This is a genomic window from Actinomycetota bacterium (genome assembly GCA_005888325.1).
Classification (GTDB): domain Bacteria; phylum Actinomycetota; class Acidimicrobiia; order Acidimicrobiales; family AC-14; genus AC-14.
On the sequence record VAWU01000031.1, the window covers coordinates 41424 to 66278 of the forward strand.

At 68.6% G+C, this 24855-nt stretch carries 17 protein-coding genes; 4 read left to right on the plus strand and 13 right to left on the minus strand.

What is annotated here, in order from left to right:
- The first annotated feature begins 96 nt into the window (after positions 1-96).
- The 3 genes from E6G06_12660 to E6G06_12670 all read left to right on the plus strand — a co-directional run bounded on the left by E6G06_12660 (position 97) and on the right by E6G06_12670 (position 3382).
- Complete coding sequence (locus E6G06_12660; GenBank protein ID TML90389.1) at positions 97-1332, plus strand: beta-lactamase family protein; 1236 nt, start codon at positions 97-99, stop codon at positions 1330-1332.
- An 80-nt stretch (positions 1333-1412) separates the two neighbouring features.
- Positions 1413-1730, plus strand: a complete 318-nt coding sequence (locus E6G06_12665; protein ID TML90390.1) for a DUF1508 domain-containing protein — start codon at positions 1413-1415, stop codon at positions 1728-1730.
- 302 nt (positions 1731-2032) lie between these two features.
- Positions 2033-3382 (plus strand): glycosyltransferase family 4 protein, encoded by a 1350-nt coding sequence (locus E6G06_12670; protein ID TML90391.1) that lies wholly within the window; start codon positions 2033-2035, stop codon positions 3380-3382.
- 27 nt (positions 3383-3409) lie between these two features.
- Here E6G06_12670 and E6G06_12675 read toward each other — a convergent pair whose 3' ends face one another.
- Both E6G06_12675 and E6G06_12680 read right to left on the minus strand, forming a co-directional pair.
- Entirely contained in the window at positions 3410-5266 is a 1857-nt protein-coding gene (locus E6G06_12675) for a DNRLRE domain-containing protein (GenBank protein ID TML90392.1), read from the minus strand.
- Positions 5053-6516, minus strand: a complete 1464-nt coding sequence (locus E6G06_12680; protein TML90393.1) for a DUF222 domain-containing protein — start codon at positions 6514-6516, stop codon at positions 5053-5055. The genes E6G06_12675 and E6G06_12680 overlap by 214 nt, the downstream gene beginning before the upstream one ends.
- Positions 6517-7018: 502 nt before the next feature.
- Between E6G06_12680 and E6G06_12685 the strand changes: the two genes are divergently transcribed.
- Positions 7019-7726, plus strand: a complete 708-nt coding sequence (locus tag E6G06_12685; GenBank protein ID TML90394.1) for a response regulator transcription factor — start codon at positions 7019-7021, stop codon at positions 7724-7726.
- Positions 7727-7769: 43 nt separating this feature from the next.
- Here the strand turns inward: E6G06_12685 and E6G06_12690 are convergent, their stop codons facing one another.
- The 11 genes from E6G06_12690 to E6G06_12740 all read right to left on the minus strand — a co-directional run bounded on the left by E6G06_12690 (position 7770) and on the right by E6G06_12740 (position 24810).
- Complete coding sequence (locus E6G06_12690) at positions 7770-8681, minus strand: sulfotransferase domain-containing protein (GenBank protein ID TML90395.1); 912 nt, start codon at positions 8679-8681, stop codon at positions 7770-7772.
- Between the two features lies 1 nt (position 8682).
- Positions 8683-9414, minus strand: a complete 732-nt coding sequence (locus tag E6G06_12695; GenBank protein TML90396.1) for a sugar transferase — start codon at positions 9412-9414, stop codon at positions 8683-8685.
- A gap of 29 nt (positions 9415-9443) precedes the next feature.
- Positions 9444-10568 (minus strand): aminoglycoside phosphotransferase family protein, encoded by a 1125-nt coding sequence (locus tag E6G06_12700; GenBank protein ID TML90397.1) that lies wholly within the window; start codon positions 10566-10568, stop codon positions 9444-9446.
- Positions 10565-11191, minus strand: a complete 627-nt coding sequence (locus tag E6G06_12705; GenBank protein ID TML90398.1) for a hypothetical protein — start codon at positions 11189-11191, stop codon at positions 10565-10567. Before E6G06_12705 ends, E6G06_12700 begins: the two co-directional genes overlap by 4 nt.
- Positions 11188-12666 (minus strand): flippase, encoded by a 1479-nt coding sequence (locus E6G06_12710; protein ID TML90399.1) that lies wholly within the window; start codon positions 12664-12666, stop codon positions 11188-11190. Before E6G06_12710 ends, E6G06_12705 begins: the two co-directional genes overlap by 4 nt.
- Positions 12656-13678 (minus strand): NAD-dependent epimerase/dehydratase family protein, encoded by a 1023-nt coding sequence (locus E6G06_12715; GenBank protein TML90400.1) that lies wholly within the window; start codon positions 13676-13678, stop codon positions 12656-12658. Before E6G06_12715 ends, E6G06_12710 begins: the two co-directional genes overlap by 11 nt.
- Positions 13675-14976: a hypothetical protein gene (locus E6G06_12720; protein TML90401.1), complete on the minus strand. Its 1302-nt coding sequence runs from the start codon at positions 14974-14976 to the stop codon at positions 13675-13677. Before E6G06_12720 ends, E6G06_12715 begins: the two co-directional genes overlap by 4 nt.
- A 5-nt stretch (positions 14977-14981) precedes the next feature.
- The gene (locus E6G06_12725; GenBank protein TML90402.1) at positions 14982-15869 is read right to left on the minus strand and encodes a hypothetical protein; all 888 of its coding nucleotides are present in this window, start codon (positions 15867-15869) and stop codon (positions 14982-14984) included.
- A gap of 517 nt (positions 15870-16386) precedes the next feature.
- Positions 16387-17331 carry a hypothetical protein gene (locus E6G06_12730; GenBank protein ID TML90403.1) on the minus strand — a complete coding sequence of 315 codons (945 nt, stop codon included), beginning with the start codon at positions 17329-17331 and terminating at the stop codon, positions 16387-16389.
- A 179-nt stretch (positions 17332-17510) separates the two neighbouring features.
- Positions 17511-18794, minus strand: coding sequence for a hypothetical protein (locus E6G06_12735; GenBank protein TML90404.1), 1284 nt, complete (start codon positions 18792-18794; stop codon positions 17511-17513).
- A 562-nt stretch (positions 18795-19356) separates the two neighbouring features.
- Entirely contained in the window at positions 19357-24810 is a 5454-nt protein-coding gene (locus E6G06_12740) for a tandem-95 repeat protein (GenBank protein ID TML90405.1), read from the minus strand.
- Positions 24811-24855: the final 45 nt, after the last annotated feature.

Genomic DNA, 24855 nt, shown 5'->3' on the forward strand with positions numbered 1-24855 from the left:
CCTCCAGAGGTGGACGGCGATGGTCCCGCGTGGGCCCCGGCGGCGTCAAGGGATCACCGCTAGCCTCCGCACGCACCTCGTCGGAGGAGATCTGCGGTGGGAGAGCTTCAGGTCGAGATCGAGCCAGACGACGCCGGGTTCGACGGGAGAAGGCTCGCACGACTCGACAGCCACTTCGCACGCTACGTCGACGACGGGCGCCTGCCGGGGTGGCTGATACTCGTGTCCCGCCGAGGCCGGATCGTGCACCTGAGCACGTACGGTCAGCGCGACGTCGAAGCCGCGCTGCCCGTCGAGGTCGACACGCTCTTTCGCATCTACTCGATGACGAAGCCGATCGCGTCGGTCGCGGCGATGATGCTCTACGAGGAAGGGCGCTTCGAGCTGAAAGACCCCGTCAGTCGATTCGTGCCCGCGTTCGAGGACGTTCGCGTGTACCGCGCCGGGTCTGCGCTCAACCCGGTGACGGAGCCGGCGCGCGAGCCGGTGCGCATCTGGCACCTGCTCACCCACACGTCGGGGCTCACGTACGGCTTCCATCACGCGCACCCCGTCGATGCGATGTACCGGGCCGCAGGCTTCGAGTGGGGCAGCCCGCCCGGCGCCGAACTGACGGCGTGCTGTGACGCATGGGCCGCGCTGCCCCTCCTGTTCCAGCCCGGGACCGAGTGGAACTACGGGGTGTCGACCGACGTGCTCGGCCGGGTGGTCGAGATCGCGTCCGGTCAGACGCTCGACCGGTTCTTCGCGGAGCGCATCTTCCGGCCGCTCGGCATGACCGACACCGCGTTCTGGGCGCCCGAGGCCGACCACGACCGGCTGGCGGCGCTCTACGTGGCCTTCCCGGGCCGCGCCGATCCGGTGCGCATGGACGCCATGGGAGACACGGCGAAGACGCGGCCCGCGCTGCTGTCGGGGGGTGGCGGCCTGGTCTCGACCGCGGCCGACTACCACCGCTTCACCCAGATGCTGCTCCGCGGCGGTGAGCTCGACGGCGCCCGCCTGCTCGGCACACGCACCGTGCGCTACATGACCCGCAACCACCTGCCGGGCGGCGTCGACCTCGAGGCGTTCGGGCGCCCGCTGTTCGCGGAGACGACGTTCGAGGGTGTCGGCTTCGGGCTCGGGTTCTCGGTCGTCGAGGACAACGTCGCCAACCGGGTGCTCTCGACGGTCGGTGAGTTCGGATGGGGCGGCGCCGCCAGCACCGCGTCGCTGGTCGACCCCGCCGAGGAGCTCACCATGCTGTTCTTCACCCAGCTCCTCCCGTCGAGCACCCATCCGATCCGATCGCAGCTGAAGCAGCTCGTCTACCAGGCCCTCGTCGACTGACCTCGCCCCGGCGGGAACGGCCGGCCTCCAGGGGCCTACGGTGAAGGGTCGAGAGAGCCACGGCGAGAGGAGACGCCACGATGGCCAAGGCGAAGTTCGTGGTCCGCAAGGCCAGCACGGGGAAGTTCCGGTTCAACCTGGTCGGGACGAACGGGAAGATCATCGCGACGAGCGAGCCCTACAGCTCCAGGGCGTCGGCCATGAAGGGCATCGAGGCGGTGAAACGGTATTCGCTCGACGCCGACGTCCTCGACGACGCGACCGCACCGAAGCCGCACCGGAGCGGAGCGCGCGCGCGGGCCGACGCCATCGCGAGCTCCACGAGACGGATTCGCCAGAGCCCGGTCGACGGCGACGGGTTGGGCGGTCCGTTTCCCGGGGGCAGCCAACCGCTGTAGGTGGGCTTCTCTCCACCGGCAGCACCATCCGACCCGCACCGCCGCCGCGAAGGCGAGCCCCCGGCTCTCGGGTAAATCCCCTATGACGTCTCGGGTCTACTCCGCTGTTCGTGTAACGAATGCACCTGTACGGTCGCCGTCGAACCGACCATGCCTTTTCGACCTTTACGGGTCTGGTCACCACAGAGGGTGCGCTTGTTGGAGCTCAAAGAACGCGTGCCGCGAGGTGTTGAACGTCACGCAACATTTCCGGTGTGTCGCAAGCAGGAAGGCACCCTGTGACGGCGGCGTGGCTTCCTCGAATGCCCCGCGTCGTCTCGTCCATCGCGCTTCCCCCGCAGCCGGTCCCGGACCGAATCAAGGTCCTCCACGTCATCACGAACTTCACGACCGGTGCCGGTGGAAACACCCTGCTATCGGCGATGGGCATGGACGTCGATCGCTACGAGGTCTTCATCGCGTCTTCGCCCGGCGGCGAGTTCTGGGATCGTGCCGAGGCTGCGGGCGTCAAGACCCGGCGGCTGGTCGGCTTTGTCCGTGAGATCGCGCCGCTGAAGGACCTTTCCGTTCTCTTTCAGCTCATCCGATTGATCCGTCGAGAGCGCTTCAGCATCGTTCATACGCACACGACGAAGGCCGGTTTTCTCGGTCGGGTGGCGGCCCGTCTGTGCGGTACACCGGTCGTCGTCCACACCTTCCACGCCTTCAGCTTCCATGACTTCATGGACGCCCGAGTTCGGCGGACATACATGCTTCTCGAGCGCCTGATGCGACCCTTCACCGATGAGTTCCTTGCGGTGGCGCCGCGAGTGGCACGGCAGGCGGTCGAATATCGTCTGGCCCGTCCGGGGCGGGTGTCCGTTGCACCGTCTGCAGTGGAGCTCTCCGACCTCCCATTCGAGCCGGACGGATCATTGCGTCGGGAGTTCGCGATCCCGCCCACCGCCCCGTTGATCGGCACCGTCGGCCGCATCATGTACCAGAAGGCTCCGCTCGACTTCGTGCGCATGGCGGCGCTCGTCGCGGAGCGTCGGCCGGACGCGCGATTCATCATGGTCGGCGACGGGCCCATGACGGGTGAGGTCCGGGCCGCGGCAGAGCGGGCCGGCATCGACCTGATCCTGACCGGCTTTCGCGACGACGCGCCGCGGATCACCTGCGCATGCGACGTGTTCGTGATGCCGTCGCTCTACGAGGGTCTGGGACGCGCCCTCACCGAGGCGCTCGCCTCGGCCCGCCCGGTGGTGGCGTCCGCGGTGAACGGTGTGCCCGATCTGGTGCGCCCGGGGGAAACCGGTCTCCTCGCGGAGCCGGGCGATCCCGAAGCCGTGGCGCGGTGCGTGCTGTGGCTGCTGGATCACCCGGTCGAAGCCAAGCGCATGGGCCGGCAGGGCCGCGCCGCGGCGGTCGAGGTGTTCAAGCCCGAACACATGTGCGCGGTGCTGGACGACACCTACAGCCGGCTGCTCGGGCTGCCGGCGCCGGCCAGTGGCGATCTCGCCGGTGAAGAGCTGTCCCGCACGGGCGCCACCCTCGACCTGGCGAGCGTGGCCATGGAGCCGCAGCCAGCCCAACCCGACCGCGTGCTTCGGGCGCGGCCGGTCGGCCGTCGGCGGCCTCGCCACGGGGGCGGCGCCGGTCGCGCGACCTGACCTCGACGGATCCGAGGTGCCCCGTCCTCACCGCACCGCGGGTGCGACGACGGGGTCGTCCATGGAATCGAAGTCATCGGCCGGCCGGGGTGCGTACCCGTGGGCGCTCAGCCAGCCGTTGCGCACCTGGTTCCACTTGTCCTTGGCCGCCTGACCCTCGAGGAAGCCGACTCCCGGCGGCCTCGGACCGCCGTAGCCACCGGGCGCGCCGAGCCAGAGGATGAAGTTGCTTCCCCGCCAGACCGTGCCCGCCGGGATGCTGAGGCTGCTCCAACCGAGCCGGGGCTGGCTGTCGACTGCGAAGACGGAGTCGGTGATCACCAGTGTGTGGTTCTCGCTGCCCCGCCCCTGCCACTTGAACCAATGCCCCGCGCCGGTCTCGCCTCCGTTGGTGACGGAGAGCCGGACGTAGTCACGGGTGATGCGGATGTTCCGGTCCTCGCCGGCCCCGATCGTCACGGGGCTCCCGCCCGTCTGGTTCTGCTCGGACAAGAAGCACCAGACGCCGTCGAACAGGCTGTCCTGGATGTCACCCGGCATGAACTCGTCGTCTTCGATGGCGTCATCACGAATCCCGGTCATGTACACGTCGCGCATCGACATGGTGCCGACATTCGGGTAGTTGGCGCTGACGTCCCGCGTGGCTGCGCCCTCCCGTGGCTTCCAACCGTCCTCGACGTTGTGCACCCGTGCCCCGTCGATCATCGCGAGACCGCTCGACGTCGTCCGGTAGCCGAAACCGCCGTAGCTGTGGGTCGCCGTCCAGTCGGAGCTCAGGGGGATGTGGCCGTTGACGACGCCACCGAGGACGCAGACACCCGTCGGAGCGGTTTGGTCACCCGCCATGAAGGCGTGGTTGGTGCCCTGGCCCACGGAATCGGAGTACCAGCCCGACAGGTCGAAGGTGACACCCGCGGGGGGCGATCCCTGCTCATAGGCCTGAGTGGTCCGACCGGTCACGTGCAGCACGGGTCCGCTACAGCTCGAGCCGGGGCCCGGCGCGGGAGGCGGCGGAACGGAAAGTGGGACGGTCACCGCCGGTGTGGTGGTCGACGTCAGGTTCGGCGCCGTCGTGGGCGTGCTCGACGGGGGCGTCGTGGTGACGACCGCCGGCCCGTCATCGGTCACGACTACCAGCTGAGGCGCGTCCGTGGCGTTCTCCCGACTGGCGAAGTTGGCCTGCGCGTGATGCGCGTGCTTGAAGTCGTGTTGGCCGAGGAGCGTGTACGGGGAACGGGTGAGCCCGAGCGTCAACTCACCGATCCGGCGGGGCTGATTGCGCAGCGCCTCCGTCACATCGATCTCGACCCACTGGTTGTCAGTGGTCGGTGCCGAATGGCGGACGAAGCGTGTCATCGCGGGGGCGTTGCTGTAGGAGATGCCGCTCTCGGTCCAGCGGTTGTCGTCGACTGCGCGCACGGCAATGCCGGTGTCATTCGTGCGGTTGGCGAAGAGACGAAGCTTGGCCGACCGGACGGTCCCCGCGAGCGTCGAGACGTCGAAGCGTATGTAACTGCGGGTCTCGAACGGATAGCCGTCGGTGCGCAGTCGCGGCCGCGCGCCGAAGTTCGCCAGCGGCGCTTCCGCGGTCACGAACGCGTCGGCCTGGGGAATGAGGGTGCGCGTCGTCGCCGAGCGCGTCCACGGCGAGAGCGCGAGCTGGACGCCGATCAGCGCCGCGAGAACGCCGAGGGCAACGAGCGCGAAGCGCCGCCGGTTCGCGAGCGCGTCGGCCCACCGCGCAGGTGATGTGTGAAAGGGGATCGCCGGCAGGCGCGATGCGATCTTCGACATGGCAGTCCGTGTGGCCTCTCTGACGAGCGTCCGTCGGGCGCTTCCGCGAAGTTCCGGAAGGGTTGCATCGACCACTCTCGTCGAAGCCATGAGCTACCGGTGCAGAAATCGGCGCGGCGAATCACCCGGGGATGACCGAGAGACTGCGAGCTTCGTCGTGAGTCACGGTCCCTGAGTGGACCAGACGGGTCGCGCTCGAACGATTCAACGTCGCCCGCATCACCACCCGAGCCTTTCGAGGCTGCGATGGCGGCGTCGCAGATCCGCGCCTGTCGTTCCGCGATCGTGCCCGTGTCGTCGTCAGCTGATCGCGTCGGTGGCGGTGGTCGCGGGTCAACGTCGGTGCCGTCGGGCTTCAGCCAGCGCCAGTGCCCGGGCCCGCCCTCCAATCGGTAGCCCTCGTGCGTCTTCAACGCGTGGTGGAACCGACACAGCCGGGCCAGCGCGTCGAGCTTGGTGACGCGCGTCGCGCTCCACGGCTCGACGTGGTCGATCTCGAGCCCCACCCGCACGTGACAGCTCGGCACCACGCACTCGGGGTCGCGCACCTCGAGCGCGCTGCGCTGGTGCGCGGTGGGCCTTCGCCCCAAGTGGGCGACGGTGGAGACGTCGACCCCGTCGCTCACCACCGCGGTGACGAAGGCGTCGTCCATCATCGAGCGCACGATGTGCACCGGGACCGGACCCCCGCCCGCCACCTCACAGCGCTCACCCGCTTCTGCCTTGCCTCGCACGGACGAACGGCCGGTGCCGTCGCGCCTGGCTCGCGCCAGCGCCAGCAGGGCGTCGGCGCGATAAGCGTCGAACGTCTCACGCCGGCCCTCGGCGCGGGCCTCACGGAACGCCTCGGCCTCGAAGGGCTCGAGCGCCACCAACAGCTCGGCCAGCACGTCGGGGGTGAAGCGCCCCTCGAGGCGCCCGGCACCATCGGGGTCGCTCCAATGTCGGAGCGACCGCGAGGCATGAATGGCGCGGTGACGCGCCATCTCGTCGGGCGCGGCCGCCCGCACCTGCCGGCACTTGTCGCGCAGGCCCGTGAACCCATCGCGACGCGCGACCCGCACCAGCTCCGCCTGAGCGCCTGGGTCGGCGCCGGCAGCCGACGCGATCTCGTTCGCCTGCGCCGCGGACAGCTCACCGGCGCGCACCGCGCGGTCCACCGCGGGCAGCTCGGGCAGGCGGGCCGCGGTCTCGAGCGTCGCCATCGCGCTGCCGGTGGAGGTGCCGCTGCGCCGGGCCAGCCAGTGCGCGGCGGATCGCTCACCCGCACCTCGCCAGTGGTCGGACTCGGCCACCCTTCGGGCGGCCAGCGCCTTGCCCGCAGCCACCAGCTTCTCCATGGACACGAACGCGTCGACGAATGCGACAGCCGCGTCGACCTACAGCGCCTCGGGGTCGAGGCCGGCCACGAAGTCACGCAACGCCGCTTCCATCTCCTGCAGACGCATTGACGGACTCCACGCCCAACCGACTGCTCACGGGGAGGCGAACGTGTGTTCGATGGCATCGGCCCACCGAAGCCAGCGCAAGCAATTCCTGATGCGCCTCCTTCACCTCGTGCACGGCCCTCCTGGACCCCAACGGGCTGAGGCCCGGACGGCGACGCGGCCCGTATTCACTGAGTGCTGAAGCATTGACACAGTGGAGTCGATCGATCTACATTTCGCCTGGGCATCGCCGCAGCGGAAGGGGTGGCGTCGGGGGGGAGTCCGTCAAGGATGTGATTGGTCGCGCAAGCGGCCCAGGCGCATCGACGACGTAGGGCAGCCGGCAGCGCAAGCGCCGGTTTCCGCATTCCCGCTGACAGCTTCTCTGTGGTGGAAGACCGCGCCCGGGGGGGACATGAAGCAGACGAAGACGGCGGGGACGGTGTTGGTCGTCGACTCGGACGCGGGGCTGCGTCGGGCGATCTGCACGATCTTTGCCCGCGTCGGCATACGGACGCGGGAGGCGGAAACGGGCGTCGAGGCGCTGCGAGCGGTCGCTCAGGAGTCGCCGCTGCTGGCCCTCCTCGAGGTGTGCCTCGACGACATCTCGGGTTACGAGGTGTGCCACGAGATCAAGCAGAGCACCGCGAAGCGGGTTCCCGTCATCCTGATGTCGGCTCGACGGACCGACCCGCTGGACCGGGTGGCCGGGCTCCTGATCGGGGCCGACGACTATCTCGCCAAGCCGTTCGACCTGGACGAGCTCCTCATTCGCACCAGGAAGCTGATCGAGCGATCCCTTCCCAGCGAGTCACCGATCATGGCGACGCTGACGCCCCGGGAACGCGAGATCCTCTGCCTGCTCGCGGACGGCCTCGAGCAGCGGGACATCTCCGACGCTCTCCTGATCAGCCCCAAGACGGTCGGGACGCACATCGAGCACATCCTCGGGAAGCTGGGCGCCCGCAGCCGGGCGCAGGCGATCGCGATCGCCTACCAGGACGGGCTGATGGACTCCCGCATGCGCCAGACCGGTCTCGGCCAGTCCTCGCGGAACCTGCGCGTGCTCCCGCTGCCGGCTGACGAGCCCGAGTCACGTGCCGTCCGCGACGCACGAGGCTGATCGAGCCGCCGGCCCTGTCTCCGCCGCTGGCCGGGCGAACGCGTCAGGCGATGCCCCATCCGTCGAACGTGTCGCTCATGTAGTTGCGCAGACGAGCGACGTCGTCGCGGAGCGCGTCGTCGAGCCTCGACCTGGCCTCGTCGGACAGATCGTGGCTGCCACCGGTGGACGGCGACGACAGCGCACCCTCGTCGATCATCGCGGCTGAGCGAACGGGCACACGCTTGCGCCTCGACGCGAGCGAGTCCACCAGCTCCTTGGCGCGTTTGGTCTGAGGAAAGCGGCGCTTGAGCGCTCGGCGGATCGACCAGACGACGGGAGGGTACGTTCGCCGTTGCCCCGTCCGGTAGAACTCCTGGCCCAGGGTGGGCGCGACGTACTCGGCATCGACCGCGAGAAAGCCATAGACGCGTCGCATGGTCGATTCTCGGTCGTGGCGCAGCTCCTCGGAGCTGATGATGAGGAGCTGCTCACGGGGAAAGTGCTCGAGGTACTGCTCGACCTGGAGCGCGTAGCGGCTGTAATCGATGTAGATCGGATTGTCGAAGACGGCGTCCTCCATCGCAGCCGTCTCCGCGCCGGACGCCACGCGGTGCTCGTAGTGCGACCGGATCCGATCGATGGGATGCCGCACCACGTAGATCAGGCGCGCATGGGGGACCACTTTCGCCATCCGCTCCGCGACGCCCTGATAGCGCGGGAACTTCGTGTAGACGGTGGAGGCCTCGCCCAGTGCAGTCGCTTCGCGGGGGGCGGCCGCGAACTGGTGGCGATACCAGTCGAGCCCCCGCTCCCAATTCATCCCCTCCGTGAAGAAGTCGAGCTCCTTGATCTTCGGCATGAACACCTGCGGATGGGGGCGCAGGTAGTGATAGAGGCTCGTCGTCCCCGCCTTCATCGCGCCCACGACGACGAAGTTGGGCAGGCCCTCCCGGACACAGGGAACGTCGGTCAAGTCAGTCACCGCCCGCGGCGGCGAGGGGGAAGTCGTCCGTGAACCCGTCGGTCACGCCGACCCGCGGCGACGACGCGGACGAATCCATCGTCTCCCAATCCGCATCGACCTGACACGAGGGCGGCACGAGCGGCGGCCGGCGGAGGAAGACGCGGGCGGGGACGCGACGGGCAGTCTCGAGGAGGATGGCGATCGTTCGTCCGAGCGCAGGATCCTCCAGGTAGTCGAGGTCGACCGCCACCCTTGCCGGCGCGACCTCGCGGAGGTAGTACTCGTCGACATCGTCCCGCTCCCCCCAGAGCACGTCCTCGTCGTTCAGGAGCAGCACGCCCGGGCCCGTCAGCCCGGGGCGGTACCGGAACACCGTACCGAGGGTCGCCGGGTACCGGTCAGCGAGCGCGGGCGTCTGCGGACGGGGTCCGACGAGCGTCATCTCCCCGAAGAGGACGTTGATCAGCTGCGGCAGCTCATCGACGCATGTCGCGCGCAGAAATCGGCCCAACGGTGTCACCCTGCGGTCTCCGGGGACAGTCAGCGTCGAGCCCGCGGCGCCGGCGACCATGGTCCGGAACTTGTAAATCGAGAACAGCTCGCCGCCTTGGCCGATTCGGGACTGGCGGTACAGGGCGGGACCGCGGCTGGTCAGCCGGACTGCGAGCGCGACGAGCAACATCGGCACCGCGAGCACGAGAAGGGCGACGCTCGCAACGACGAGGTCGAGGAGGCGCCGCATGGCGCCAGGTCCGATGCTTCTGCTCTCCACTACGAGTCCTTTCCGCCCGGGGTCTTTGCGTTGAGTCCGGCCTTGTCTTCGTTCCACAGCCACGTCGATTCCCGCTCCCGCCAGAAGGCCCTGAGCGCGGCGCGGTAGCCATTGCGGAACTCGGGGTCGTCGAGCGTCATGGCCTGCTCGGCGAGGAACAACGGGAAGAAGACCGCGACGAGCCCGACCGGCACTCCCGCCCGCTTCAACTGCAGTTCGATGAACTGGCGCACCAGGTCGGGGAACCAGCCCGCTTCAAAGTATGAGTACCTGAACCCGACGAGGTTCGACCAGTCGCCGTACTGCGCCCATCGCTCGTGACCGCGGCCCCAGCCCACGTGCCCCGGGACCACTCCGTCGTTGCCCGGATACGCACGGTCCAGGTAGAAGCCGTACGACGTCGGGAACTTGAAGATGTCCTGGAAGGGCAGGCCGTTCAGCCCGGCCAGCTCCCAATCGACGACGCCCTCGATCCCCTCCTCGCCCATGAGGAGGTTCCCCATCCAGAAGTCGCCGTGCACACCGACGAGCGGCAGCCGCGTCCCTTCGAAGTCGAGCCCTCGACGCGTGAGGCTGTCGAAGAGCTCCTCCTCGACGCGGTTCCAGCCGATCTCGCGCTGGTATCGGGTCCGGACACCGTCGACGCACGCATCGATCGACACGCTGTCGACGAGCACCTCGCCGGTTGCCGTCGTCTGCTGGAACCGCTCCAGCCAGGACGCGGCCGCCCGAAAGTCGAGGGCGACCCGACCCGGGTCGCTCGTGTGGCCCGGGGAGTAGTAGCGAGCCGTCATGGGCTCGCCCACGACCGGGGACTCGACCAGCACGAGGTGACCGTCGACGCGCTCCAGCGCGATGGGCCGGGGCGCACCGCGCATTGCCTCCGGAGCCATGTGCGTCAGCTCCTTGAGGGCGGCGTACTCCGCCATGAGCGAAGCCTCCGCGCTCGGTCGACGGGTCGCCTTCACCACCGCTCCGAGCTCTCCGCGCGCGTCGAACAGGATCAACGTCACCTTGCTCGAGTTGCGGTAGAGGCCGGCGACGATGCCGCCCGTGAGCCGAGGTCGTTCGTTTCCCGGCTCCGTGCACCCGTCGTTCAGCCAGGCGAGGAGGGCGTCGATCATGCCGACCTCGTCGCCACGATCGCCATCCCCGGGCTGAGCGCGACGCGCAGCCGGTGTGGCACCCGAAGCGCGATCCAGCGTCCCCAGTCGAGGACTCGCTGTCGAAGTCGCGCGGTACGAGGGCTCGAGCTGCCGACATAGGGAAAGAAGAGGCGCGTGAGGAAGTAGTCGAACTCGGCGCGGCGGTCGGCGGACACGAGGTACGCAGGGCATCGCTGGCTCGGCAGCGCGAAGTACGTGTGTATCCCGGTGAACCCGGCCGCGCGCAGGCCCTGGGTGAGAGCGCGCGAGGTGAGCCGAGTCCGTCGCCGCAGGGCGCCGGGCGCCCACCGGTTGGGGAAGGCCGCGTAGAGCCAGCCATCGCGGGTCAAGGACGCGACCAGTAACGGGAGCAGCTCTGAGCTCGGGTCGCCGTCGGCGTGGATGGCCTGCCAGGCCGCGAGGTCCCCGACGACGATGCCGGTGTACGGGCCTTCCTGCAGCGCGAACGCCAGGTCCGTCGCGGTTCGCGTGGGTACGACTGCATCCGGCACGGACTCGTGGTCCACGGACAGGAGGAGCAGGCGCGATTGGGCGGGCGGCACGACGAAGCGCCAGTTCATGAGGCGGGCGTCGGACGTCATGTCATGCCCTTGACGAGGCCCATCCACATCGCCTTCGGTGCGCGACGTTCCTCCGGAGCGACTCGCGTCGCCGCGATCGTGGCGAGGCCGAAGGCGATCATGCCGGCGGTCATCGAGACGAAGAGCTGCTGGTGGATGGTCAGGAGGATGGCGACTCCCATCGGGAGCGTCGCGAGCGCCGGCACCGCGATCGCCTCACCCAGCGCGGAACTGCCGACGGATCGCCGCAGGATGTAGGCGTAGACCGCCAGGAGACCCGTCTCGCAGATGATCGTGGTGATCGCCGCTCCCAGATACGACCAACGCGGGATGAAATAGAGGTTGAGGGCGACGTTGGTCGCGGCGGCGGTGGTGACGGCCACCGTGCGGCGGGTCTGACGGTCCATCGCGGCGAGCGCAAGGCTGAACGTGTGGCTCAGCATCCGGACCGGGATCACGAGCACGAGGAGCTGGTAGGTCAGCACGGCGCGGTCGAACTTCTGGCCGTACAGGAAGCGAAAGATCTGCGGAGCAAGCAGCAGGCTCGCGACCGTGATCGGCATCGAGATGAGGCCGATGATTCGGAAGGACGCGTCACGCAACCTGCCGAAGTCGTCCCGACGACCGGGCCACGCCTTGCTCATCCGCGGGTAGAGCGCGTAGTTGATGCAGCGAGCGAGCACGTTCATGTAGAGCACGAGATTGGTGCCGGCCTGATACAGGCCGACCGCCACGGGGCCCTGAAAGATGCCGAGCATGACCGAATCGGCGCGCATGTACGTCAGCGTGAGCGTGTCGCTTATGGCGAACGGTGTGCAGCGGCGGGCGGTTTCCCGCAGGAAGGAGACGTGCGCTCGAGGGATGGGTATCGCGCCCAGACGTCGACCGACCACCACCCAGCCCGCGAGAGCACCGAGCGCACGAGAGACGGTGAACGCGATGAGGGCTCCACGCACGCCGCCGCCGGTCGCGAGAATGAGAGCGGTGGCCACCAGGAACGCCAGCTCCTGAAGCGCAGTCGCGATGGTTTCGAGACGGAACCGCTCCCACGCCCAGAAGGCCGCGAACTGCACTCTCGCCACGCCGTCGAACGCCATCCCCACCGATGCGATCGAGAGTGCGACCGCCGTCTGGGAGGAAGCACCCACCACGCGTGTGCCGACGACGAACAGGGCCGTGAACAGCGCACCGGCGAGCAGTGCGATGAGGGTCCCGACCTCGACCCACTTTCTGCTCTCACCCGGCCGGCGCGCCACCTCGCGCGCCAGCAGGCTCGGTATCCCGTAATAGAAGGGCAGCATGGCCGTGAACGTCATCGCGAACTGGAACACGCCGAGGGAACGAGGACCGCCGGACCTCGCCACCATCACGACGACGCCGAGCCCGGAGATCGCCCGAGCTGCGAACGTCAAGAGCTGCCAGACCGAGTTGGCCGCGACCGTCCGCGAGGACGAACGCGGCGTCCCTTCCATCACGGCCACGGGTCTACGAGCCATCAGAACGGGCGTGGCTCGCAATGACGGGTGAGCCGCCGATCCGCTGCTCCTTCTGCTCGCCCGACGGCTGGTTGCCCCACGGCGGCGCGTCGCGCGCCCATGCGACCATCGCCCGGATGCCGTCGGTGATCGACGTCCGGGGCGCGTAGCCGAAGCTTGTCGCGGCGACACGCGTGTCTGCCGCAGTGTGTCGCACGTCGCCCTGCTGAGTGCGTCCGACGGTGATGTCGACCGGCCCGCACAGGGCCTCCACGGCCGCGATCACCTGTTTCATCGACGTACGAGAGCCACCGCCGATGTTCGCGACGCCACACCAGTCGCTGAGAGCCGCATCACGCATGGCGCTCACGACGTCTGCCACGTAGGTGAAGTCCCGGGTCTGACTGCCGTCGCCGTACAGCTCGAAGGTCCGCTGCCGGAGCGCGGCTTCGACGAGCCGGGAGAAGGCCATGTCGGGACGCTGCCGCGGCCCGTAGACCGTGAACAGGCGTAGCGACACCGTCGGAATGCCGAAGTTCACGCGGTAGAGCTCGCAGAGGTGCTCGGCTGCCAGCTTGGTGACACCGTAGGGGGAGACGGGGGCAGGCCGGACGGACTCGGGCGTCGGGAAGCATTCCGCGTCTCCGTACACAGAGGAGCTGGACGCGTAGACGAGCTTGCGGATCGGTCGCGGCTTGACCGCCTCGAGCAGCCGCTGCGTGACGGAGATGTTCTGCCGGACGTAGTGCCCGAAGTCCCTTCCCCACGACGGGCGCACGCCGGGCTGGCCCGCCAGGTGGAAGACGACGTCGATGTCGTCGAGGAGCTCTCCGAGCTCGACGTCGTGCAGGTCGCATTCGGTGAACCGAAAACCGCGCCGTCCGAGCAGCGGCTCGACGTTCTGGCACTTCCGCGCACGCGGGTAGTAGTCGGTGAAGCAGTCGACGCCACGAACCGCGTAGCCGTGATCGAGCAGCTCCCCACAGAGATGGGAACCGACGAACCCCGCCGCGCCGGTCACGAGCGCATTCATCGCCTGGCCCACACCGGAGCTGAGGGGGCCGACTCGTCTTCTCTGCCGAACAGATAGATCGCGGCGAGAATGCCGAGCAGCGCCCAGAAGTGACGGTAGTGAAGCACCTCATGTGTGAACGCGGACACGGCCATCCCGACCAGCGCGCCGATGAGGGGCGCGGTCGATGGGACCACCCGCCGGAACTCAGGCGACAATCGTCGGGGAGCGATGTTGCTGGCACGGATGATGATCGTCCCGATCAGCAGCATGAGACCGACGACGCCCAGGGCGCCCCGTTCGACCAGGGTGGCGAGGTAGTCGTCGTGCGCCTCCTTCACCGTCGCCGCCGTGGAGGTACCGAGCGTCAACCTCGTGCTCGCGGGCCCGCGGCCGAGGATGTTGCCGGTGCGGAACAAGTCGTATTCCTGCGCGAAGAGCTGCTCCCGAGCTGAGGCGCTCTTCGAGCTGCGCGCGACCGAGAAGTGAACGAGCTTGTTGTTGCTCCGGTGGATGCTCTCGACCACCCGCTGCTGGACGAACATCACGCCGAGACCGCCCGCCAGCACGACGACCATCACCACCGCCAGTGCCGTCACCGAATCGGCGTACCGCCGGATCGCGACGTACCCCGCGACCCCGGCGGCGATCGGAAGCCCCAGCAGGGCGGCGTTCGAGCCCGTGACGACCAGAGCACCGAGCAGCAGCACGCACGCGGCCACCCTCGCCCAGCGGTTGCGCGGCGACCGGGACAGGACCACGACGAAGAGGGAGATGAAGAAGTAGTTCGCGGCCATGTTCGGGTGATCGAACGTCAGCGCGGCGCGCCCGCCGTTGGCGTGACTGATTCCCGCGAGCCCGTGGCGGTGCGTGAGCACCGCGACGAGCAGGAACGCGGCCCATCCGACGGCGCTCCACGACCAGGTGCGCAGGACGACCCCGAGCGACGCCGGCTTCCGACAGGCGCTCATCACCGCCGCACACCAGCAAAGCAGGAACACGTCCTGCAGGACGGCAACGGTGCCGGTGCCCGGCGCGATGCCGAACAGGGCGGACACGCATCCCGCCACCACCATGATCCCGACCGGGATGACGTATGGCAGATGCAACTTGGCTCGGGTCGCGCTCGCCCAGAGAAGCGTCGCCAGCACGCCGGCGGCCATGACGAGATCGTCGGGGCTCACGTGCCCCGGCCCCTTCGGACGCAGCAGGGGCAGGAGCGCGACGCCCAGGGCGACAACGACCACCGGCAGGCGGTCGCGGCGCGGGATCGCGGCGAGGCCCCGCGCGGCACGCTCGTCCTGATCTCGGAATGCCATCGTCCTCATCGCAGCACCGCCAACGGTCGCAGGCGTGCCACCGGACGCGACAGGCCGTTGTTCGTCAAGATGGCGAGCGCCTCGTCGACACCGCGGTCGTCGAGTTGCGGCACCTCGTTCGGTGCTTCGTCGGAGTAGGCGAAGCGAACCGTCGTTCGACCCATCGGGTCGAGGTGCGACTTACCACTCTCGGCGAAGTCATTGATGATGCTTCCAGCGCCGTGACACGCGGAGTACAAGCTCTCCGAGGCACCTTCGTCGGCCACACAGACGTAGGAAGACGTGCGGCTGGTGCCGGGCAGCAGCGTGGCCTGACCTACCTCGCCGAACACTGTGTTCGCGGGCATCCTCGACGCCGGGTACGCACGACACGAGTTGTGACGGTGCACGATCGCGCTCGCGCCATCGACGTCCTCCTCGTAGATGGAGTTGTGAGGAGAGCGAAGGCCGCGTTCGCCATGCCCATCAGTCCTGCGTAGGACGCCGCCCGAAAGGCGATGCCGTAGTTCATCGCGGCCGCGTTCGCCAGCATGAACCGTTCGCCTTCGGGCCCGTTCCTCGGGATCGGCACGCCGGACGCGAAGTACAGCGCCTTCCGCAACCTGAGCTCGTCGAGCGACCGCGCCGACCCGAAGTGGTGCAAGGGCTTCTGCACCGCCATCTGCCAGCGGACCTTGCGGGCGATCTTCTGACGACGCCCGAACAGGCGCCCCACCTGGCCGGCCAGCACTCCACCGCCGCCGTGGTACTGGAGCGTGAGCTGCCCGAGGTGCAGACCCAGCCGGGCGGCGACCGGAGCGTCGAAGACCTCCTCGACCTGCTGCAGCTCGATGAAGTGGTTGCTCGGGCCGATGGTGCCGAACCGCATGCGCGCCAGCTGTTGCGTCATCCACGGCAGCTCACGGCCGACGCGTTCCGCACCGCCGTACCGGTCCACGTCGAGGCAGCCGCCCTCCTCGATCCGCTCGAGCTCCTGTGCATCGAGCCCGAACCGGTCGACCGCGAAGGCCGCCCCTTCCTTGGCGCACCGGAGGACGTCGTTGGTGGACAGCTCGAGCGTTTTCTTCGGCGGCCACGGGTACCGCTCACGGACCCGCCGGTAGAAGTCACCGATGGCCTCGACGCGGGGCCGATCGATGTCGAGCGCGATCAGGGCCATGCCGCAGTTCACCGAGCTGCTGGTGAAGGTCGAGCGAATCGTGTCGCGTGTCGCCACGGTGATGCTCGACGGCATCTCCATGTCTTCCTTGTGGAGGAAGTCGGGCAGCACGACGGGAGGGGCCACCAGATCGGCGTCTCGCACGCGCGCCTCCAGCAGGGAGACCAGGCGTTCGTCTGCGGGCGAGTCGTCGCTCTCGAAGACCCGAGCGGCCTGCGAGCTCGCGGTCGGTCCCGCCGTGGCTGCGGTCGTCATCGCGCGGGCTCGCTGCTGATCCTGGCTCGCGCCAAGGCCTCAGCCGGAACGTGCGGCGTGACGACGGGAGCCTCTGTCCGGCCGGTCGACTCGGCCTCGTTGCGGACGCCGCCGGCGTCGAGCACCGAGGAGAGACGCATGGTGCGGTCCGTCGAGAGGACGACCTGCACACAAGGCACGCGGCGCGTCAGCGTCTCGGAGACCGCGCAAATAGGGGGATGCGCGGGACCGAGGCCGGTGCCTGCCGCGACTGTCGCGGCAAAGGGCCAGTACCGCCGCATCTCCCCGGCCATGTAGGTGCTCCCGATGAGGGCGCGAGCAGCGACGCTGGGGTCGCAGGGACCGACCTCGGGCCTGGTGCCCGTCCCTCGCCGCAGCAACACCACCCGATCGGGTGTGAGGACCGACACCCGACCGATGAACGGTTGCTCCCGGCGGCCGTGCGGCATGCGGCGGCCCGACTTCCCTTCGAGGCGGAGGGGCTCCACGACGCCCCATCCCGCGACGCCGTCGGTGACACACAGGTTGTCGGAGGTCGCCCGCCCGCCCGCAGCCAGCTCGGTCGCGAGCAACGTGGACTTGCCGACCCCACTCGGCCCCGCGACCAAAGGCGTCATCGTGTCGGCGGTGAACATCGACGCGTGAAGCGGAATGCGACCGCGGGTACCCGCCCACCACATCGCGGGGTACTGCAGGAGGACCGCCCGCAGCAGCAGATGGAACCGCGAACGCATCCCGGCCGCGGCGCGCACCCTGACAGGTGGGCGCCACCGGGCGACGAAGTCGACCGAGCCTCGGTTCGGGCGCACGAGCAGGTCGAGGCCCGATGAACAGGCGTTCTCGATGAGGACCTCTCGTCCCTGGCGCCATGCGCCTCTCATCAAGGGCTCCCATTCCCCGACTCTGAAGCTGTGACGCGCCGCCTCCACCTCGACGGACATCGTTGACGCCTCAGGGGCTGGATCCTCGAAGGCTCCACCGGCGCCTTCGTACAAGACTTCTGTCAACCACTGCGGCGCGCACCGGATGTCGACGCGTTCGCCCGCGGTCCAGAGCGATTCGTGCATACAACTCTCCCCCCCACACGAGTTTCTGTCCGGCCGTTGCCGACGGCCGTTGCCTAAGGCGTCCGGATCGCGGCTCGCTGCGTGACTTCCGTGACCACCGTGGGGGGCGTCGTCCGAACCGGTTGCTTGCGCCGCCGCCAGAAGCGCATTGGGCGCTCGTACGTGATGACGCCGAGCAACAGCCAGTGCGTCATCGCGACCAGATGCGCGATCGGGTCCAGCTCGCTCCGGTTCAACATCGACGGAGCGACGAGGACGAGCCCGGTCGAGGCGCCCGCGCCGTTCGTGCTGGCGATCACCGGCATGCCCCAGCTGGACCCGTTGGCGCGGTCGATCGGGAGCTGCGCGGCCGCCAGGGCCATGTCGTTGCGCGGCAGGCCGGCCGCGGCGCCGAGCCAGTCGGCCATGCGGTCGAGTTCGATCGCGGGCCCGGCACCCACGAGTCGGATAGCGCTGACTCCTGCGCCGTTCGCCGCGAGCCTGACGTAACCGCCGAGACGGTCATCGTCGACCGGCGTCGACTCCGTCGGGGGGCCCGAGAGCTTCCCGAGCACCGGGACGTTCAGCTGGCGGGCCAGCGCTTCGGAACCCACGACGCTCGGACGCAGGACCTCGAGCACGGCCGCGGCGGCGATGCCGAGGGCCAACCCGAGCAGGCCACCGAGAACCAGGTCGGCAGGGAGACCGGAGGACGCAGGGCTCGACGGCCGCCGCGCCGGATCGATGATCGTGGCCTTGGGCTGCAGCGCCTCGCTCTCCACCAGCCGCTGCCGTTGGGACTGAAGGTCGCTCCGCTCCTGGACGGCCTCGTCGTGCTGGAGCCGCAGCACGTCACTGGGCGAGCTCTGCGGATCCGCCACCGCGGCGGACGCGGCTTCCAGGTCGGCGATCCTCTGATTGACGGTCGTGATCTGCGAGTCGAGCGTCGCCGCCTGGCGGGCGAGCACGTCGCTGTTTGCCTGCGGTCGGCCGAGCTGCGCGAGCACCGTCTGGCGCTGCTTCTCCAGGTCGCTGCGCTCGCGGACGGCCGCGTCGTGCTGGGTCTTCAGCACGCTTGCCTGGGCAGCACGCGCGTTGACGTTCGCGACCGAGGCTCCGGTCGCTGCGTTGAGCTCGGCGATGCGCTGTGTAGCCGCTGAGATCTGGGCGTTCAAGCTCTCGACGAGCTGCGGAACGTCACCGCCGGCAACCTGCTGGCGCGCCTGGACGAGCTGCCTCGCCAGGTCGTTCGCCACGACAGTCGCGACGGTCGCGCTCGTGTCGGTCACCGACAGGTCGACGACACCGGACGTGCCGACGACCTTGATCGCCACGTCGTTCGCGGCGAAGTCGGTCACGTTTCGTGTCGCGTGAGCCTTGCGAAGAGCAGATGCGACACGGCCCGGGCTCGTCACGATGCCTTGTGCGCCATCTGCCAGGGCCGTGGACGCCTGCGCGTTCTTCGGGTCGGCGGCATCGATCACCAGACGTGAAGTCGCGACATAGCGCTTCGCGTCCCGGGCATGAGCTACGACCGGAATGGCCAAACCCACGACGAGCGCAAGGACGATGAAAGTCCAGTGTCGCCGCAGAATCCGTTGAATTGCGTCCCCGAGTTCCAATGTTGCCTCTTCCGCCTCGCCGCGGCCGTGAAAACGACCCACGGGTCCATCCGCCTGTAGGACGCAAGGTATCTGGCTGGCGCGGCATCTCAACAGCGGAAATGAACGTATTTGTCATGGGGATTTCACCCTACGTACACCGCGAACGCGTGAACCCCGTGATGTCGCCGCGCGTCATCACGTCGCTGCCTTTTTCGCGGGCGAGCGCCGGCGCCGCGTCTCGCGAGACGCCGACGCGCGCAGGGATGACCCACCTACGGCGATTAGCTGGCAAGCGCCTCGGATCGAGAGGCGCGTATCAGTGTGTGAGCGTGGCGTCGTCGGCCTGGAAGCAGACCCCGACCGGGGACGCCGTCGTGTAGGCCTGGAAGTCGAGGTTCGACTGGCCCGGAGCCACCGGCGTGTAGACCACCGTCACCTGCTGCCAGGTCGTCGTCGGGGTGACCGTCGTCGACACGGATCCCACTTGAGCACCGGCGTTGTACTCCCGGATGCGCAGCTTGAAGCTCAGACCGGGCGTGTCGGAGCGGACCCAGATGCGCGCCGTGTAGGGGCCGCTCTGGGTGATGGCCACCGAGTTGGGCTTGTCGTCGAGCGTGCACTGCGAGCCCGCCGTTGAGTTCGAGAGCTGCGCCGCCCAACCTCCGGAATGGCCCCCGGCGACGCGTGTCAGCGTGTTGAACGTCGCTCCGGCCTGCCAGCCGGACGTGTCGGTCTCGAATCCGGGGTTCGTGATGAGGTTCGTCGCCGCGGTGACCGTGATGGACACGGTGGCCGACGCCGTCCCGCCGTTGCCGTCGCTGATGGTGTACGTGAACGAGTCGGGCCCGGAGTAGCTCGATGCCGGGGTGTAGGTGACGGTCGCGCCGCCGTTCACCACTGTGCTGCCGTGGGCCGGGGTGGAGGCGCCGGTCACCGTCAGCAGGTCGTTGTCGGGATCGGTGTCGTTGGCACGCACGCTCACCGTGACCGGCGTGTTCTGTGCCGTCGTGGCCGAGTCGTCGTTTGCCACCGGCGGGTGGTTGACGTGGCTCACCGTGATGGACACCGTCGCGGCGGCGGTGGAGTCGAGCTGACCGTCGTTGGCCTTGAACTGGAACGAGTCGGGGCCGGAGTAGCCGGCGTTGGGCTGGTAGGTGGCCTTGTCGAACGTGCCCGTCAGCGCGTAGGGCAGGTCGCCCGCGACGATGAGATGACCGGCCGTGCCGGTGCCGTCGTAGAGCTTGCCGCTCGCGGGCAGCGACGTGACCTTGAAGCGCAGCGGGTCGCTGTCGGGATCGGAGCCGGTGAGCGTGATGGTGCTGGTGGTGTCCTGGTTGAGCGACACCGACTGGGCGGCGGCTGTCGGCGCATGGTTCACGAAGTTCACGGTGATGGAGACCGTGGCCGTCGCCGTCCCGCCGTTGCCGTCACTCACGTCGTAGGTGAACGAGTCGGGCCCGGAATAACCCGCGGTCGGGGTGTAGGTGACGGTGTTGTCGCCGTTGACCACGGCTCCGCCGTGCGCAGGAGTGGATGCGCCGGTCACCGTGAGCGTGTCGTTGTCGGCGTCGGTGTCGTTCGCCAGCACGCTCACCGTCACCGGCGTGCTCTGCGACGTCGCGGCCGAGTCGTCGTTGGCCACCGGCGCGCGGTTGACGTGGTTGACAGTGATCGAGACGGTCGCGGCCGACGTCGAGTCGACGTGACCGTCGTTGGCCTTGAACTGGAACGAGTCGGGCCCGGAGTAGCCGGCGTTCGGCTGGTAGGTGGCCTTGTCGAACGTGCCCGTCAGCGCGTAGGGCAGGTCGCCCGCCACGATCAGGTGACCGGCGGTGCCCGTGCCGTCGTAGAGCTTGCCGTGCGCCGGCAGCGAGGTGACCTTGAAGCGCAGCGGGTCGCTGTCGGGATCGGAGCCGGTGAGGGTGACGGTGGTCGTGACGTCCTGGTTGAGCGAGACCAACTGGGCGCTGGCAACCGGCGGATCGTTCACGAGGACGGACACGGTGGCCGACGCCGTCCCACCGTTGCCGTCGCTGATGTCGTACGTGAACGAGTCGGGCCCGGAGTACCCCGCGGTGGGGGTGTACGTGACGGTGGCCCCGGCGTTGACAACGGTGCTGCCATGGGCAGGGGTCGACGCGCCGGTCACCGTCAACAGGTCGTTGTCGGAATCGGTGTCGTTGGCGAGCACGCTCACCGTGACTGCGGTGTTCTGCGGCGTCGAGGCCGAGTCGTCGTTGGCCACCGGCGCGTGGTTGACGCGGTTGACGGTGATCGACACCGTGGCCGCCGCCGTGGAGTCGACGTGACCGTCGTTGGCCTTGAACTGGAACGAGTCGGGGCCCGAGTAGCCGGCGTTGGGCTGGTAGGTCGCCGTGTCGAACGTGCCCGTCAGCGCGTAGGGAAGGTCGCCCGCCACGATGAGGTGGCCCCCGGTGTCGGTGCCGTCGTACAGCTTGCCGTGAGCCGGCAGCGTCGTGACCTTGAAGCGCAGCGGGTCGTTGTTGGGGTCGGACCCCGTGAGGGTGACGGTGCTCGTGGTGTCCATGGTGAGGGACACCGACTGCGCGTTCGCGACCGGCGGATCGTTCACGGTGACGGACACGGTGCCCGTCGCCGTACCTCCGTTGCCGTCGCTCACGTCGTAGGTGAACGAGTCGAGCCCGGAGTAGCCGAGCACGGGAGCGTAGGTGACGGTGTTGTCCAGGTTCACCGTCGCGACCCCATGGGACGGCAGCGACACCGCCGTGACCGTCAGCGTGTCGTTGTCGGAGTCGGTGTCGTTGCCGAGCACGTTCACCGTGACCGGCGTGTTCGACGGGGTGCTGGCCGAATCGTTGTTGGCCACCGGTGCATGGTTCACGCGGTTGACGGTGATCGACACCGTCGCGGCGGCGGTGGAGTCGAGCTGACCGTCGTTGGCCTTGAACTGGAACGAGTCGGGGCCCGAGTAGCCCGCGTTCGGCTGGTAGGTGGCCTTGTTGAACGTGCCCGTCAGCGCGTAGGGCAGCTCGCCCGCCACGATGAGGTGGCCACCAGTGCCGGTGCCGTCGTAGAGCTTCCCGCTGGTCGGCAGCGACGTGACCTTGAAGTGCAGCGGGTCGTTGTTGGGATCCGAGCCGGTGAGGGTGACCGCGCTGGCGGTGTCCTGGTTGAGCGTCACGGACTGGGCGTTGGCCACCGGCGGGTCGTTCACCGTGATCGACACGCTCGCCGACGCGGTGCCCCCGTTGCCGTCGCTGATCGTGTAGGTGAACGAGTCGGGGCCCGAGTAACCCGAGGCCGGGGTGTAGGTGACGGTCGTGCCGCCGTTCACCACCGCAGTGCCCTGCGCGGGCGGCGACACGCCGGTCACCGTCAACAGGTCGTTGTCGGGATCGGTGTCGTTCGCCAGCACGCTGACCGTGACCGCGGTGTTCTGCGGCGTCGAGGCCGAGTCGTCGTTGGCCACCGGCGCATGGTTCACGTGGTTGACGGTGATCGACACCGTCGCCGCTGACGTCGAGTCGACCTGGCCGTCGTGCGCCTTGAACTGGAACGAGTCGCGGCCGGAGTAGCCGGCGTTGGGCTGGTAGGTGGCCTGGTTGAACGTGCCCGTCAGCGCGTAGGGCAGGTCGCCCGCCACGATCAGGTGGCCTCCGGTGCCGGTTCCGTCGTAGAGCTTGCCGCTCGCGGGCAGCGACGTGATCTTGAAGCGCAGCGGGTCGTTGTCCGCGTCGGTGCCGGTGAGGGTGAGCGTGCTCGTCGTGTCCTGGTTGAGCGTCACCGACTGCCCGCTCACCACCGGTGGGTCATTGACGGCAGTGACGGTGATCGACACCGTCGCCGCCGCGGTGGAGTCGACCTGGCCGTCGTTGGCCTTGAACTGGAAGGAGTCGGACCCGAAGTAGTTCGCGTTGGGCTGGTAGGTGGTCTTGTTGAACGTGCCCGTCAGCGCGTAGGGCAGGTCGCCCGCCACGATGACGTGGCCGGCCGTGCCCGTGCCGTCGTAGAGCTTGCCGTTGGCCGGCAGCGACGTGACCTTGAAGCGCAGCGGGTCGTTGTCGGCGTCGGTGCCGGTGAGGGTGACGGTGCTGGTGGTGTCCTCGACGAGCGACACCGACTGCGCGCTCGCCACCGGCGCGGCGTTGACGGAGGTGACGGTGATCGACACCGTCGCGGTCGCGGTGCCGCCCCTACCGTCGCTGATCGTGTAGTTGAAGGAGTCGGGCCCGGAGTAGTTGGCCGCCGGGGTGTAGGTGACGGTGTTGTTGCCGTTCACCACGGCGGTGCCGTGCGCGGGCGCGGATGTGCCGGTGACCGTGAGCGGATCGTTGTCGGGGTCGCTGTCGTTGGCCAGCACGTTGACGGTCACTGCGACGTTCTTCGGCGTGGTGGCGGTGTCGTTGACGGCCACCGGCGGACGATCGCCATTGGGTGGGTACTCGAAGGCGCCACGGTCGTCGTAGGCGCGCGGGCCGACCCCGGTGTTCGTCGTGAGCGGATCGTCGACCCGCGCCCGGCCGTCGAAGTCGGCGGCGGGCTGACCCCCCGCGCCCGAGTTGGCCGAATCGATCGCCGGCGATCCGGCGAGGAGATGGAAGTCGCCCGACGCGGAGTTGGCGAACTTGGGGTCGGCCTGCTTGCCGTGGAGCTCCTTGCCGATCGCTGCCTGGAAGGACGCGAGCGTCGTGTACTTGACGCCGAGATAGTCGATCAGGTCGTTGTCGGCGCTCAGGAAGAGGACGTTGTAGTCCATCGTCATCTGGGAGGCCGACCCCGAGTCGACCACTCTGATGTTGCCCTTGGTGCGCGGGCTGTTGATGCCGTTGTCGACGCTGATGTTGTTGCTGATGTCGGCCCCGGCGTTCGTCTGCAGCTCGATGCCGGAGTCGACGTTCTTGAAGACGGTGTTCGAGACGATCTTTTCGCCGGTCGAGCTGAGGGTGTCGATGCCGTGGTCGCCGTTCTTGTACACGACGTTGTCGAACACGGTGTTGTTGTTGGAGCCGTTCCACAGCCCGATGCCCGAGTCCTCGTTGTCGTGGACGAGGTTGTTGTGGACCGTGTTGCCCGGCGCCGAGGTCAGGAAGATGCCCTCGGCGGCGCGGCTGACCGTGCGGGCGTTGTTGTAGGAGACGTTGTTCGCGACGTCGTTTCCTGTCGCGTTGCCCACGAGCTGGATCCCGTGGTCGCTGTTGTCGTGCGTGGTGTTGCCGGTTAGGAGGGAGTTGGTGGTGGCGTCGAGTTTGATGCCGGGAGCCGTGTTGCCGCTCGTGCGCTGACCGGCAACGGAGACGTCGTTGCTGTCCAGCGTGATGTTGGACGCCGTCTTCAAATAGAGCCCGATGCCCGTCGTCTGGGTGACGGTGAAGCCCTTGATCGTGACGTAGCTCTTGCCCGAGACCTTGAAGCCGTTCGTTCCCCCGCTCACCGTGACGCTGGCGCCGGAGGCCTCCTGGAACACGATGCGCGCGCTCGACGTGCCGGAGTTCGAGACGACCACGTCGCCGCCATAGGTCCCGCTCGAGACGAGGACCGTCTGCCCGGCGACGGCCACGGTTGCGGCCTTCTTGATGGTGCAGTACGGCTGGCTTTGCCCGCCGTTGCCGGAATCGGAGCAGTTCGAGGCACCCTTGTTGACGTAGAGGGTCGACGCCACCGCCGACGCCCCTCTCCCCTCGGCGACCAGCAGCACCGCCATGGCGACCACGGCGATGCCACCCGCCAGCAGGGCCGGGGTCGCGGAGAAGCCAGGCTTCGTGGGCCCGGCCTTCCACCAACGAGTCACGGGTTTTGCCCGAGCGTCCACATGGTCCCCCCCCGAGGCCGCCGC

Coding starts and splice junctions, on each gene's coding strand:
- E6G06_12665 (TML90390.1), top strand. CDS start 1,413: ATGGCCAAGGCGAAGTTCGTGGTCCGCAAGGCCAGCACGGGGAAGTTC.
- E6G06_12730 (TML90403.1), bottom strand. CDS start 17,331: ATGTCCGTCGAGGTGGAGGCGGCGCGTCACAGCTTCAGAGTCGGGGAA.
- E6G06_12695 (TML90396.1), bottom strand. CDS start 9,414: ATGCGGCGCCTCCTCGACCTCGTCGTTGCGAGCGTCGCCCTTCTCGTG.
- E6G06_12710 (TML90399.1), bottom strand. CDS start 12,666: ATGGCTCGTAGACCCGTGGCCGTGATGGAAGGGACGCCGCGTTCGTCC.
- E6G06_12705 (TML90398.1), bottom strand. CDS start 11,191: ATGACGTCCGACGCCCGCCTCATGAACTGGCGCTTCGTCGTGCCGCCC.
- E6G06_12675 (TML90392.1), bottom strand. CDS start 5,266: ATGGCTTCGACGAGAGTGGTCGATGCAACCCTTCCGGAACTTCGCGGA.
- E6G06_12680 (TML90393.1), bottom strand. CDS start 6,516: ATGGAGAAGCTGGTGGCTGCGGGCAAGGCGCTGGCCGCCCGAAGGGTG.
- E6G06_12720 (TML90401.1), bottom strand. CDS start 14,976: ATGGCATTCCGAGATCAGGACGAGCGTGCCGCGCGGGGCCTCGCCGCG.
- E6G06_12685 (TML90394.1), top strand. CDS start 7,019: ATGAAGCAGACGAAGACGGCGGGGACGGTGTTGGTCGTCGACTCGGAC.
- E6G06_12670 (TML90391.1), top strand. CDS start 2,033: ATGCCCCGCGTCGTCTCGTCCATCGCGCTTCCCCCGCAGCCGGTCCCG.
- E6G06_12715 (TML90400.1), bottom strand. CDS start 13,678: ATGAATGCGCTCGTGACCGGCGCGGCGGGGTTCGTCGGTTCCCATCTC.
- E6G06_12700 (TML90397.1), bottom strand. CDS start 10,568: ATGATCGACGCCCTCCTCGCCTGGCTGAACGACGGGTGCACGGAGCCG.